Genomic DNA, 12,277 nt, shown 5'->3' with positions numbered 1-12,277 from the left:
CTTCTGCAAACAAGCTTGGCGAAGGAATTACTTCTTGCCGCCGAAGCCCTTGAAGCGAGCGTTGAAGCGCTCGACGCGGCCTGCAGAGTCCATGATGCGCTGCTTGCCCGTGTAGAACGGGTGGGACTCGGAAGAGATTTCGACGTCGATGACCGGGTAGGTGTTGCCGTCTTCCCACTCGATGGTCTTCGAGGAAGACACGGTGGAGCGGGTCAGGAACTTGGTGCCGGAGGCCAGGTCGTTGAAGACAACAGCTTCGTACTTCGGGTGGGTATCAGACTTCATAATGGGACCTTTGTTCGCGCAACTGGATTTTGCCAGCTGCCAGGTATGAATGGGATGGCTGCGGTCTGTCGCATCAGCCGAAGCCGAAAAAGCAGGACAACCAGCTATCAATCATAGCCGATCCGTACGGGGCTGACGAACCAGCACCGCTGGCGGCAGGTGGTGGCGCCGCAGGTCAGTCCCGGGCGCGCAACTCCCAGAAGGCGACGGCCGAGGCAGCGGCCACGTTCAGTGAATCCACCCCGTTGCGCATGGGGATTTTGACGGCGAGGTCGACGGCGGCGAGCGTCTCCGGACTCATGCCGGCACCTTCGGTGCCAAGCACCAGGGCGAGTTTGTCCACGTTGCGGGAGGCAACGGCGTCGACATCCTCTGCATCCGGTGTCAGTTCCAGGGCCGCGACGGTGAAGCCGTGGTCCTTGAGCACCCGGAGGTCCCCGGGCCAGTCCTGCAGACGTGCCCAGGGAACCTGGAACACGGTGCCCATGCTGACGCGCACGCTGCGGCGGTACAGCGGGTCGCCACAGCGTGGCGAGACCAGCACGGCGTCGATGTCCAGCGCCGCCGCGGAGCGGAAAATGGCTCCCACGTTGGTGTGGTCCACGATGTCTTCCAGCACAGCCACGCGGCGCGCCCCGGCGAGGAGGTCGGGCAGCGGCACCGGAGCCGGGCGCTGCATGGCCGCCATGGCGCCGCGGTGCAGGTGGAAGCCGGTGATTTCCTCCAGCAGGGCAGCCGAACCGATGAACGCCGGAACGTCCGGGTACGCCTGGAAGACGTCGTCGAGGTCCGCCATCCACTTCTCGGCGAGGAAGAATGACCGGGGCTGGTGCCCTGCTGCAAGGGCCCGGCGCAGGACCCGCGAGGACTCGGCGATGTACATCCCCTCGGCGGGTTCACGGAGCTTGCGCAGGTGCACGTCGGTCAGCGTGGTGTAGTCGCTGACGCGCGGGTCATCGGCGGATTCGAGGTAGTGGAAGGTCACCGGGTGATTATTTCAGCAGGTTGGCGATCATCACGCCGAGGGCCACGATGCCCAGGCTGAAGATCACGGCGCGCAGGACGCGCGGCGAGAGTTTCCGCCCTACCTTCGAACCCATAAGGCCGCCGATGGTGGAGCTGATGGCGATCAGCAGCACCACCAGCCAGTTGATCCGGTCGAAGGCGAACAGCAGGTAGGAGATGGCGGCCACCATGTTCACGCCGAGGACCAGGATGTTCTTCATGGCGTTGGCGTTCTGGATGGTGCCCGTGAGGAATATGCCCAGGATGCCGACCAGCAGGATTCCCTGCGCCGCCACAAAGTAGCCGCCGTACACGCCGGCCAGGTAGACCAGGACCACCAGGAGGACGCCGTGGCGTTTGTCCCGGACTGCGTGTTCGGGGTTGGCCTCGCGGTTGCGCACCCAGTCCTGGAGCCGGGGCTGGAACACCACCATCAGCAGGGCCAGGACCAGGAGGACAGGGGCGACGTAGTGGAAGACCTTCTCCGGCAGGTGCAGCAGGAGCCAGGCGCCGGTGACGCCGCCCAGGACCGAAGCGGGAAGAAGACGCAGCACCTGCCGTCCCCGGCCGGCCAGCTCGCGGCGGTATCCGAAGGCCCCGGCGCCCGTTCCGAAGACCAGGCCCATGGCATTGCTCATGGAGGCGGTGACGGGTGCCACGCCCAGGGCGATGAGCACCGGAAAGGTCACAAGCGTGCCGGAGCCCACCACCGCGTTGATGGTGCCGGCCCACAGGCCGGCGATGAACACAATGATGCTGCTGAAGAGTTCCAAGGTAGTAGCGCAGGCCCCGTCTAGCGGCGTGCTGTGGCGGTGTAGCGTCCCGCGTTCTCGGAGACATCCAAAGGAAGCCCGAAGGTGGTGCTCAGGTGCTCTTCGGTCAGGACGTCGGTGATGGGGCCGGCGGCCACCACGCCGCCGTCGCGCAGCAGCATGGCGTGGGTGAAGCCGGGCGGGACTTCTTCAAGGTGGTGCGTGACCAGGACCATGGCCGGAGCCGACTCGTCCCGGGCCAGCTCGCCCAGCTTGTGGACCAGTTCCTCGCGGCCGCCCAGGTCCAGGCCCGCACCCGGCTCATCCAGGAGCAGCAGTTCGGGGTCCGTCATGAGGGCGCGGGCGATCTGGACACGCTTGCGCTCGCCCTCGGAAAGAGTTGCGAACGTCCTGTTCAGCAGCGGGCCCATACCCCAGTCGTTCAGGAGCCGGAAGGCGCGCCGTTCGTCATCGCGCTCGTAGCCCTCCCGCCAACGGCCCGTGACGCCGTAGGCGGCCGTGACCACCACGTTGAGGACGTTCTCGTGCTCCGGAATCTGGGTGGCAAGGGCTGCCGAGGAAAGGCCGATGCGGGGCCGGAGTTCGAAGACGTCAACACGGCCCAGGACTTCATCGAGGATGCCGGCGGTGCCGCTGCTGGGGTGGAGGCGCGCGGCCGCGATCTGGAGAAGGGTGGTTTTGCCGGCCCCGTTGGGTCCCAGGATGACCCAGCGTTCGCCCTCGTTGACCTGCCAGTCAACCTTGTCCAGCAGGGTCTTCTTACCACGGACAACGCTGACGGAGTCCAGTTCCAGAACATCACTCATAGGAGTAGACACTAGGACAAAACAGAAGATGACTGATAACCGGTGTGAAGGCTCCCTAAGGGTTCGGCCGCGGCCGTCCGCAACGAATTCAGGACACCCAACCCGCGCTGACTAAGATTGCAGGCATGACTTCGAACGTGACTGCGGTCAGCTATGGCCTGAATATGACCCCCGCCGGGCTGGAGCAGCTGCGTTCCGTCCTCGCCTCACACGGCGCAGAGCTGCTGTCCGAATCCTCCGCCGGTGACAGCCGGTATGGGGTCCAGGTTCTTGACCTGGCCCTTCCCGACGCCACCGCGACCGGCCTGGCCGCCCTCCGCCGGGCTGTGGCGGATGCCGCAACCGATGGTTTTGACACGGCCCTGGTGCCCTCCGGGCTCCGCTCTGCGGCCCGAAAGCTGCTGATCATGGATGTGGACTCCACCCTCATCCAGCAGGAGGTCATCGAACTCCTGGCCGCCTACGCCGGCAAGCGCGAGGAAGTGGCGGCCGTAACGGAAGCTGCCATGCGCGGCGAACTCGACTTTGCCCAAAGCCTCCACGCCCGGGTGGCGGTACTCGCGGGGCTGCCCGCCGACGTCGTCCATTCCGTCCGCAAAGAAGTGAAGCTCAGCGAAGGTGCCGATCAGCTCGTGGCCGCTTTCAAAGCCGCCGGCCACACGGTGGCTGTGGTATCCGGCGGCTTCAACCAGATCCTTGAGCCGATTGCCGGGGATCTGGGCCTGGACTACTGGCAGGCCAACGAACTGGAAATCGTCGACGGCGCGCTGACCGGCAAGGTGCTGGGCGCGGTCGTGGACAGGGCAGCCAAGGAAAAGTACCTGCGGGAGTGGGCTGCTGCCGAAGGCATCGCGCTCGAGCACACCATTGCCGTGGGCGACGGCGCCAACGACCTGGACATGCTCGGCGCCGCCGGGATCGGGGTGGCCTTCAACGCCAAGCCCGCCGTCCGCGCCGTGGCCGACGCCGCCCTGAACATGCCGTACCTGGACGCCGTCCGCCACATCGCCGGGGTCTAAGCCCCCGCAACGCCTCATAACAAAGGCGGCCCCCGCCGCCGGATTACCCGGCGGCGGGGGCCATCTGCCCGCTGCTGCTTAGCTGGAAGCCTGCCCGGCGCTCTTGCCGAAGTAGTCGGCACCGCCGGCGTACTCCGTGTGGCCGGACTCGACGTCGGCCGTTGCCATTCCGGCTACAACCTGCGCGAACTCCTCCACCGAGTAAAGCTTCCCGGCTTCGGCGCGGCGGGCTTCGATGGCGCCCGGGGTGGAGCGGTCCAGGAGCGTGGCGGTGACCGTGCCCTCGATCATGTCGCCGGACACCACCACCAGGGAGATGCCCTTCTCCGCCAGGTTGGGGATCAGGTCCCGGAGTGCGTCCTCGCCGGCGCGCTTGCTGCGGGCCACCGGCTCGTATGCCGGCATGGTGGGGACGGTGTTGATGAAGTGGGCCTGGTGGCTGGTCACGAAGACCACGCGCGAGCCTTCCTTCATCAGGGGCACTGCCGCGTTGAGCATGTTCACCTGCGCGTCGCGGTTCAGCTTGAGCGCGTAGTCCTCCCCCATCCCGGTCTCCATGCCGCCGGAGGCGTTCAGGACCAGGATGTCCAGGGACCCGAAGTTCTCCATGGCGGCGCTGGCCAGGGCCTGCACACCCTCCTGCGTGGTGAGGTCCGCGCCGACCGCGACGGCCCGCCCGCCACCGGCTTCGATGCCCTGTACCACTTTGTTGGCGCGGGGCGCCTTCTGGCGGTAATTGACCACGACGGCGGCGCCCTCCGAGGCGAGGATCTTGGCTACGTCGGCGCCAATGCCCCGCGATGATCCGGTGACGATCGCCGTCTTGTTGTCCAGCAGTCCCATACGAGCTTCCTTTGTTCGAAACATCTAAATCGTTGTGGCCTGCAGTCCATCATGCCAGCGGCCATGGCCAATATCCGTTGTCTGACTTCGACAAATAAGGACCGCGGGGCTAGTTCCCTGCAGCGTCGGAGGCTGAAGGGTCAGTGGCCCATGCCCAGGCCGCCGTCCACGGGGATGACGGCACCGGAGATGTACGCGGCCTCGTCGCTGGCGATCCAGCGGACCACGTTGGCTACCTCGGCAGCTTCAGCGAAACGACCGGCGGGGATGCTGGCCAGGTAATCCTTTTGGGTGGCCTCGGGGAGTTCGGCGGTCATGTCCGTGTTGATGAATCCGGGTGCGACCACGTTGGCGGTGATGCCCCGGGAGCCCAGTTCGCGGGTGAGGGAGCGGGCGATGCCCACCAGGCCGGCCTTGGAGGCGGAGTAGTTGATCTGTCCCGGCGCACCGTACAGGCCCGAGACCGAGGAAATGAGGACCACGCGGCCCTTGCGCAGCCGGATCATGCCCTTTGACGCACGCTTGATCACCCGGAAGGCGCCGGTCAGGTTGGTGTCGATCACTGAGGTGAAGTCATCCTCGCTCATGCGCAGCAGCAGGGTGTCCTTGGTGATGCCGGCGTTGGCCACGAGGACTTCCACCGGACCGTGGGCAGCTTCCACTTCCTTGAAGGCGGCATCCACGGAAGCCTCGTCGGTGACGTCGGCCTTGACGCCGAGGATGCCCTCGGGCAGCTGGGTTTCGCTGCGGTAGGTCACAGCCACCTTGTCGCCGTTGGCGAGGAACGCCTGCGCGATGGCCAGCCCGATACCGCGGTTGCCGCCGGTGATGAGGACGCTGCGCGGTGCGGTAACTGCTTCAGTCATGGAGGTGCTCCGGGATTCTGCGGCTGGCTGCGCCGCGGTAGAGGGTGTGGTTTGGCTGGAACCGATCTTAGCGGCAGCCCTGCCGCGGGTTTGGGCAGCACTGCCGATGGTGCGAGAATTAAGGGAAGCCTTTGGAGCGTGATCATTCACCGTGACCCTTGAAAACCATGCGGGACGTCCGGCGCCCGAAGAACCGGGCCGGTTCTCCGGCGACAGCGAGGTCCACAGCATTACGGATGCCGCCGCCGCCCATTCGGAGGATATGCGCCAGCGGATGATCAAGTACGCCCTGGCCATGGGCATCCGCATGGTCTGCCTGATCCTCATTTTCGTGGTGGACGGCTGGTTCAAGATCATTGCGGTGGCGGGCGCAGTCTTCCTGCCGTGGTTCGCCGTGGTGATTGCCAACGGCAGCGACAAGGCAGAAACGCCCAGTGACCTGCTGCTGGATTCCGCGCCGCTGGCCGAGCTGGAAAGCCCTGCCCCTCCGGTGGCGGATGAAGAACCGGGAAGCGCCGTGCTGCAGGGCGAACTGGTGAAGGACGAGGACCCGGAGCACGGGGAGGAGCGGCAGGCATCATGAGCATTTTCGATTTCGCAGCAGGAACGGACGTGGCATCGGAGGCTGCCGCCGTCTGCTCACGGAAGGCGTGCAGGGCCCAGGCGTCCTGGCAGCTTCTCTGGAACAACCCGAAAATCCATGCTCCTGAGCGGCGCAAAACCTGGCTGGCCTGCGCCGACCACCGGGAATGGCTGGAGGACTACCTGCAGACGCGTGGCCTGTGGAAGGAAACCCTCCCGCTGGAAGCCGCCGGGGACGCCCCGCTGGAGCAGGACATCTGAATGTACCGTTTCCTCTTTTCCAGCAAGTGGCTGGGCTATCTCCTGCTGGCCGCCATCTTTGCCACCGCGTGCGTTTTCCTGGGCCGCTGGCAGATGGACCGGCGCGCGGAGACCCTGGCCGAAATCAACCGCGTCGTCAGCAATTACTCGGCGACTCCCATTCCCTTTGCCCAGGCACGGGACCAGTTCACCCAGCTGGACCCGGCCAAGGAATGGACCCAGGTCGAGCTGAAAGGCTCCTACGATGCCGCCGGGCAGCGGATTGTCCGCAACCGGCCGCTCAATGGGCAGCCCGGGTACGAGGTGGTGGTCCCGTTCCGCCTCACCACGGGTGAAACCGTTGTCATTGACCGCGGCTGGCTGCCCATCGGCAACAAGAATCCAGGTAGCCCCGACTCTGTGCCGGCCCCGCCCTCCGGTGACGTGACCGCCGTCGTACGTTTGAAGCATGGTGAGCCGGAACTGCAGCGCGGGGCGCCCGAGGGGCAGCTGGCATCCATTGACCTTCCCACCTACTCGTCGCAGCTGGGTTATCCCCTGATGACGGGTGCGTACGGCCAGCTGGCCTCGGAAACGCCGGCACCGGCGGAGATGCCGGTTGCCTTCCCCAAGCCGTCCACGGATGAGGGGACGCACTTGTCCTACTCGCTGCAGTGGTTCGCTTTCGGGGTGCTGATGTTCGTGGGCTTCGGCTATGCGGCGCGGCAGCAGGCACGCAACGCAGCCATCGACGCCGAGGACCAGGAAGAGATGGTCCTGGACCGGGGGGTCCACTCCGCTGTCCCTGCGGCCCGCCGCCAGCCGGCACCTCCGCGCAAGCGCCGGAAGGCGACAGCGGAGGAAGAAGAAGACGCCCTCCTGGACGCGCAGGGGTACTAAAGCATGGCAACGTACGACGGCGGCCCGGTCGCCTTGGTGCGCTCGGCCCTGGTGGAGGCCGGTGTCGGGGATACTGTGCGGACCTTTCCGGCCGGAGTTCCCACGGCGGCGGCAGCAGCGCAGGCGCTCGAATGCGATCTTGCGGCCATCACCAACAGCCTCATCTTCGACGTCGGCGGCGTACCCCTGCTGATCCTCGCCAGCGGGGCGGCCAGGGTGGACACTGCGCTGGTGGCGGCCCAGCTTGGCACCGGCAAAATCCGCCGCGCCTCCCCCGCTTTCGTCCTGGACCATACCGGGCAGGAAGTTGGCGGGGTCGCCCCTGTAGGCCACCCACAGAGAATCCGGACCCTGCTGGACGAAACCCTGCAGGCCCACGGTCTGCTGTGGGCTGGAGCAGGTGACCACAACTCGATGTTCAGCATCACCTACCAGGAGCTGCTCCGCATGACCGGGGCCCTGGAACTGACGGTGCGCTAGGCGAGGGTGATCAGGTCCAGGTAGTCCTCGTTCCAGAGGTCTTCAACGCCATCCGGAAGCATGACAACCCGTTCGGGGTTCAGGGCCTCGACAGCACCTTCGTCGTGGCTGACCAGGACGACGGCGCCGGTGTAGTTGCGGAGGGCGCCGAGGATCTCGGCGCGGCTGGCGGGGTCCAGGTTGTTGGTGGGCTCGTCGAGGAGGAGGACGTTGGCGCTTGAGGCCACGATGGTGGCGAGGGCCAGGCGGGTCTTCTCACCACCGGAGAGCACGCCTGCGGGCTTGTCGACGTCGTCACCGGAAAACAGGAATGAGCCCAGGATGCCCCGTACCTCGGCGTCCTTCATGTCCGGTGCGGACGAGCGCATGTTCTCCAGCACGGTGCGGTTGTGGTCCAGGGTTTCGTGTTCCTGGGCGTAGTAGCCCACTTTGAGGCCGTGCCCCGGGATGACCTCACCGGTGTCGGGGGTGTCCACACCGGCGAGCATGCGCAGCAGGGTGGTCTTGCCGGCACCGTTGAGGCCAAGGATGACCACTTTGGAGCCACGGTCGATGGCCAGGTCCACGTCCGTGAAGATCTCCAGCGACCCGTAGGACTTGCTGAGCCCGTCCGCGGTGAGCGGGGTCTTGCCGCAGGGTGACGGATCCGGGAACCGCAGGGCTGCCACGCGGTCCTGTTCGCGGACAGCTTCCAGTCCGCTGAGCAGCCGCTCGGCGCGTTTGGCCATGTTCTGCGCGGCGACGGCCTTGGTGGCCTTCGCCCGCATCTTGTTGGCCTGGTCCATGAGGACTTGTGCCTTCTTTTCGGCGTTGGCCCGTTCACGCTTCCGGGCCCGCTCGTCAGTTTCCCGCTGCAGCAGGTAGCGCTTCCAGTCCATGTTGTAAAAGTCGATCTGGGCACGGTTGGCATCGAGCAGGAACACCTTGTTCACGGTGGCTTCCAGCAGGTCCGTGTCGTGGCTGATCACGATCAGGCCGCCTTGGTGGTTCTTCAGGAAGTCACGCAGCCAGGCAATGGAATCGGCGTCGAGGTGGTTCGTCGGTTCGTCCAGGAGCATGGTCTCGGCATCCGAGTACAGGATGCGGGCAAGCTCCACACGGCGCCGCTGTCCGCCGGAAAGCGTCTTGAGCGGCTGGTTCAGCAGCCGGTCAGGGAGGGCAAGGTTGGAACAGATGGAGGCTGCTTCGGCCTCGGCCGCGTAGCCGCCGGCGGCGAGGAACTCGGATTCCAGCCGGTCGTACCGGTTCATGGCCTTGCGCTGGACGTCGGCGTCCTCGCTTGCCATTTCGTCGTGCGCCTTGCGCAGTTTGCCGACGACAATGTCCAGGCCGCGGGCGGAAAGGATCCGGTCCCGCGCCAACTGTTCCATGTCGGGGGTCCGTGGGTCCTGGGGCAGGTACCCGATTTCGCCGCTGCGGGTCACCTTGCCGGCGGCGGGCAGGCCTTCGCCCGCGAGGACACGGGTCAGCGTGGTCTTGCCAGCGCCGTTCCGGCCCACCAGGCCGATCTTGTCCCCTTTATCGATGCGGAAGCTCACCTGGTCCATGAGGAGCCGGGCACCGGCGCGCAGTTCAAGATCCTGGACAGTAATCACAGCAGGTAAGGCCTTTCACAACAGGGAACGCCACGGTCCGCGCACTGTGTGCGAAGGGACGCTGGGGCAGAGTGGCCGGAGAACGGCACAGTCCAGTCTACCGTCCGGCGGGCCACGCCAGTTTCAGCAGCAGAAACTTCCGGCAGTCCGGTGCTTGGTGCCGTGGGCTTAACTGCCGGCTGCGCCCCGGAGGTTCAAGCAGAATGGGGTCATGGAATTCGATCGGCTGCTCCAGATCCGGCGTATTTACGCACAGCCAGCCGCCCTGGAGCTGCCCCGGGGCCGGCAGATCGTAGCGCGCTGGCCGGACGCCGACGTCGTACTGGTGGACAGCCATTGGAACATCCCGGACCTGCACGGTGACGAAACCAACGTGCCGCGCTGGTCACGGATCAAGACGGAGGCGCTGGTCCTGGGGATCAAAAAGTCGCTGACCGTCAAACCCAATGGCCGCTCGGCGGACTTCATTGCACCTTCCACGGCGAACGGCTGCGCCATGGCGTGCGCCTACTGCTACGTTCCCCGGCACAAGGGCTACAGCAATCCAATTACGGTGTTCGCCAACATCGACCAGATCGCTGCGACGCTGGAGCGGCACGCCACCCGCCAGGGGCTCAAGCTGGAGCCCAACCAGTGCGACCCGGAGCTGTGGGTCTACGACATCGGCGAAAACAGCGACTGTTCGGTGGATGCGCTGATCAGCCCCAACGTCGAGGAGCTTGTGGGGCTTTTCCGCGAACTGCCCAACGCCAAGCTGTCCTTCGCCACCAAGTTCGTCAATCCGGAGATGCTGGGGTGGGACCATGGCGGGCACACCCGGATCCGCTTCTCCCTGATGCCGGCGGACCTGGCCAAGTCCATTGACGTCCGGACGTCGCCCGTGGCGGAACGGATGGCAGCGATCAACGAGTTTGTCGAGGCCGGCTACGAAGTGCATGTGAACTTCTCCCCCGTCATCATCACCGACACTTGGCTGGCCGACTGGGAGGCGCTGCTCCGCCAACTCGACGCGACGTTGACGGAGGCAGCCAAGGCCCAGCTCGCGGCGGAGGTCATTTTCCTGACCCACAACGAGCAGCTGCACGAGGTCAACCTGGGCTGGCATCCGCAGGCTGAGAACGTCCTGTGGCGTCCCGACCTCCAGGAGTCGAAAACCTCGTCCAACGGTTTCAACAACGTCCGCTACCGGTCACGGGCCAAGGCAGGCTATGTGCGGCAGCTGACCGCGCTCATTCAGGACATCGCGCCGTACTGCCGCATCCGCTACGCGTTCTGAAACGCGCGGCGGATGCGGCACCTGTCAGTCTTTGTGCTCGGCGGGCCGGTGTCCGCCGTTCCCGGCAGGCGCGGCCGCCTCATTGTGGCCGCCCTTGGCTTTGCCGAACGGCAGCACTTTCAGAAGCGGGCCCACCACCGCCATGACGATGAGGCCCCAGGCGAGCCCGACGACCGTTGAGCACAGGGTGTTGACAAGCCAGGCCAAAAGACCGCCGACAACCGCGACTGCGGCCACCGGGTGCTCAAGCGCGTGGACCAGGTCGTAGGGTGCGTGCCAGCCGAGGTCATGCGCGCCCTGCAGCATGATGTGGCCGCCAACCCACAGCATGGCGATCGTTCCGACGAAGGTGATGGTGGCCAGCACGGCGGGCATTCCCCTGACCAGCAACCTCCCGAACCGCTTGGAGCGGGGAGAGTCCTTGGCAGCCAAGTGCACACCGATGTCGTCCATCTTGACGATGAGCGCGACGGCGCCGTACACGAGCACCGTGATGGCGAATGCCACCAGGACCAGGATGAACGCACGGACCCAGATGGATTCTGTCGCCACCTCGTTCATGGAGATGACCATGATCTCGCAGGACAGGATGAAGTCGGTGGTGATGGCGCCTTTGACGACCTTGGCCTCGGCGTCGTGCCCGCGTTCCACTGCCGGCGCTTCTTCCTCCTCGTGGTGGCCGCCGCGGAGCTTGTGCCAGACCTTCTCGGCGCCCTCGTAGCAGAGGTAGGTGCCGCCGAGCATGAGGATGAACGGGATGATCCAGGGGATGAAGGCGCTGATGAGCAGCAAGGCGGGCAGGATGATCAGGAGCTTGTTCCGGATGGAGCCCCAGAAGATCTTCTTGATCATCGGCAGTTCGCGTGACGGGTCCGCACCTGAGACGTACTGCGGTGTGACCGCGGCGTCGTCGATGACGACGCCGGCAGCTTTGGCCCCTGCCTTGGCTGCGCCGGCTGCGACGTCGTCCACTGATGCTGCCGCGATGCGCGCCAGGGCTGCGACGTCATCCAGCAAGGCTACGAGGCCGCCGCTCACAGCTGGCCCCCGCGAATCTTGTGATCAGGGCGTTGAGCATTGGGGGCTGGGTGCGTGATGGGCATATTCGGAGTATATTGCAGGCCGCCTGCAGGCTCAGCCCTTCGTCAGGTCCTCCGCGAACATCACAATGATGCCGCTGGGGCCCCGCACGTAGCTGAGCTTGTAGGCGTTTTCGTACGTTGCGACGCCACGCAGGGGATGGCAGCCGTGCCGTGCGGCGATCTCGAGAGCCTGGCCAATGTCGTCAACCGAGAAGGCAACGCGGTGCATGCCGATCTCGTTGGGCAGGGTGGGCCCAGTCTCGATCGCGTCGGGGTGGATGTATTCAAAGAGCTCGAGGCGGCCGTTGCCATCCGGCGTTTGGAGCATGGCAATCCGGGCGTGATTGCCGTCGAGCCCGACGGCGGTATCGGCCCATTCCCCGCTCACAGTCTGCCGGCCCAGGACAGTGAGCCCCAGGTCGGTAAAGAAGGCGACGGCCTCTTCCAAATCGCGGACCGCGATGCCTACATTCTCGAGTTTGATGGGCATGGGCCACACGCTACCAAGCCCGCGTTGTCCGGGTC

General features: G+C 65.7%; 15 protein-coding genes. 6 read left to right on the top strand and 9 right to left on the bottom strand.

All coding sequences use genetic code 11. The features are described 5' to 3' along the window. Nucleotides 1–27: 27 nt before the first annotated feature. The 4 genes from NMQ03_RS10740 to NMQ03_RS10725 all read right to left on the bottom strand — a co-directional run bounded on the left by NMQ03_RS10740 (nucleotide 28) and on the right by NMQ03_RS10725 (nucleotide 2,869). Entirely contained in the window at nucleotides 28–285 is a 258-nt protein-coding gene (locus NMQ03_RS10740; protein ID WP_018761303.1) for a type B 50S ribosomal protein L31, read from the bottom strand. Nucleotides 286–460: 175 nt separating this feature from the next. Further along, a complete protein-coding gene (locus tag NMQ03_RS10735) occupies nucleotides 461–1,270 on the bottom strand; it encodes an RNA methyltransferase (RefSeq protein WP_255172206.1) in 810 nt (269 codons plus the stop codon). Nucleotides 1,271–1,277: 7 nt separating this feature from the next. Then, a complete protein-coding gene (locus tag NMQ03_RS10730) occupies nucleotides 1,278–2,063 on the bottom strand; it encodes a sulfite exporter TauE/SafE family protein (protein WP_255172205.1) in 786 nt (261 codons plus the stop codon). A 20-nt stretch (nucleotides 2,064–2,083) separates the two neighbouring features. Next, nucleotides 2,084–2,869 carry an ABC transporter ATP-binding protein gene (locus tag NMQ03_RS10725; RefSeq protein ID WP_255172204.1) on the bottom strand — a complete coding sequence of 262 codons (786 nt, stop codon included), beginning with the start codon at nucleotides 2,867–2,869 and terminating at the stop codon, nucleotides 2,084–2,086. Between the two features lie 125 nt (nucleotides 2,870–2,994). Here NMQ03_RS10725 and serB point away from each other — a divergent pair, with 125 nt between their 5' ends. After that, nucleotides 2,995–3,888, top strand: coding sequence for a phosphoserine phosphatase SerB (gene serB / locus NMQ03_RS10720; protein ID WP_255172203.1), 894 nt, complete (start codon nucleotides 2,995–2,997; stop codon nucleotides 3,886–3,888). A 78-nt stretch (nucleotides 3,889–3,966) separates the two neighbouring features. Here serB and NMQ03_RS10715 read toward each other — a convergent pair whose 3' ends face one another. After that, nucleotides 3,967–4,731: an SDR family oxidoreductase gene (locus tag NMQ03_RS10715; RefSeq protein ID WP_255172202.1), complete on the bottom strand. Its 765-nt coding sequence runs from the start codon at nucleotides 4,729–4,731 to the stop codon at nucleotides 3,967–3,969. A gap of 140 nt (nucleotides 4,732–4,871) precedes the next feature. Then, nucleotides 4,872–5,597: a beta-ketoacyl-ACP reductase gene (locus tag NMQ03_RS10710; RefSeq protein WP_159632026.1), complete on the bottom strand. Its 726-nt coding sequence runs from the start codon at nucleotides 5,595–5,597 to the stop codon at nucleotides 4,872–4,874. A 151-nt stretch (nucleotides 5,598–5,748) separates the two neighbouring features. On the opposite strand from NMQ03_RS10710, the gene NMQ03_RS10705 reads away from it, so the two are divergent. The 4 genes from NMQ03_RS10705 to NMQ03_RS10690 are packed head-to-tail and all read left to right on the top strand — an operon-like array spanning nucleotide 5,749 to nucleotide 7,799. Continuing rightward, nucleotides 5,749–6,180: a DUF3099 domain-containing protein gene (locus NMQ03_RS10705; protein ID WP_255172201.1), complete on the top strand. Its 432-nt coding sequence runs from the start codon at nucleotides 5,749–5,751 to the stop codon at nucleotides 6,178–6,180. Further along, the gene (locus NMQ03_RS10700; RefSeq protein WP_255172200.1) at nucleotides 6,177–6,440 is read left to right on the top strand and encodes a hypothetical protein; all 264 of its coding nucleotides are present in this window, start codon (nucleotides 6,177–6,179) and stop codon (nucleotides 6,438–6,440) included. Before NMQ03_RS10705 ends, NMQ03_RS10700 begins: the two co-directional genes overlap by 4 nt. After that, nucleotides 6,441–7,319: an SURF1 family protein gene (locus NMQ03_RS10695; RefSeq protein WP_255172199.1), complete on the top strand. Its 879-nt coding sequence runs from the start codon at nucleotides 6,441–6,443 to the stop codon at nucleotides 7,317–7,319. 3 nt (nucleotides 7,320–7,322) lie between these two features. Then, nucleotides 7,323–7,799, top strand: coding sequence for a YbaK/EbsC family protein (locus tag NMQ03_RS10690; RefSeq protein WP_255172198.1), 477 nt, complete (start codon nucleotides 7,323–7,325; stop codon nucleotides 7,797–7,799). Here the strand turns inward: NMQ03_RS10690 and NMQ03_RS10685 are convergent. Further along, nucleotides 7,796–9,394 carry an ABC-F family ATP-binding cassette domain-containing protein gene (locus NMQ03_RS10685; RefSeq protein ID WP_159632029.1) on the bottom strand — a complete coding sequence of 533 codons (1,599 nt, stop codon included), beginning with the start codon at nucleotides 9,392–9,394 and terminating at the stop codon, nucleotides 7,796–7,798. The genes NMQ03_RS10690 and NMQ03_RS10685 overlap by 4 nt on opposite strands. Nucleotides 9,395–9,605: 211 nt before the next feature. Between NMQ03_RS10685 and NMQ03_RS10680 the strand changes: the two genes are divergently transcribed. Further along, complete coding sequence (locus tag NMQ03_RS10680; RefSeq protein ID WP_255172197.1) at nucleotides 9,606–10,670, top strand: spore photoproduct lyase family protein; 1,065 nt, start codon at nucleotides 9,606–9,608, stop codon at nucleotides 10,668–10,670. A gap of 24 nt (nucleotides 10,671–10,694) precedes the next feature. Here the strand turns inward: NMQ03_RS10680 and NMQ03_RS10675 are convergent, their stop codons facing one another. Both NMQ03_RS10675 and NMQ03_RS10670 read right to left on the bottom strand, forming a co-directional pair. Next, the gene (locus NMQ03_RS10675; RefSeq protein WP_255172196.1) at nucleotides 10,695–11,708 is read right to left on the bottom strand and encodes a DUF808 domain-containing protein; all 1,014 of its coding nucleotides are present in this window, start codon (nucleotides 11,706–11,708) and stop codon (nucleotides 10,695–10,697) included. Between the two features lie 96 nt (nucleotides 11,709–11,804). Further along, complete coding sequence (locus NMQ03_RS10670) at nucleotides 11,805–12,242, bottom strand: VOC family protein (protein WP_255172195.1); 438 nt, start codon at nucleotides 12,240–12,242, stop codon at nucleotides 11,805–11,807. Nucleotides 12,243–12,277: the final 35 nt, after the last annotated feature.

The sequence above is a fragment of the Arthrobacter sp. DNA4 genome, assembly GCF_024362385.1.
In the GTDB taxonomy this organism is placed as follows: domain Bacteria; phylum Actinomycetota; class Actinomycetes; order Actinomycetales; family Micrococcaceae; genus Arthrobacter.
Note: the sequence above shows the minus strand (reverse complement) of the source record. Positions and strands in the feature narration are given on the sequence as shown.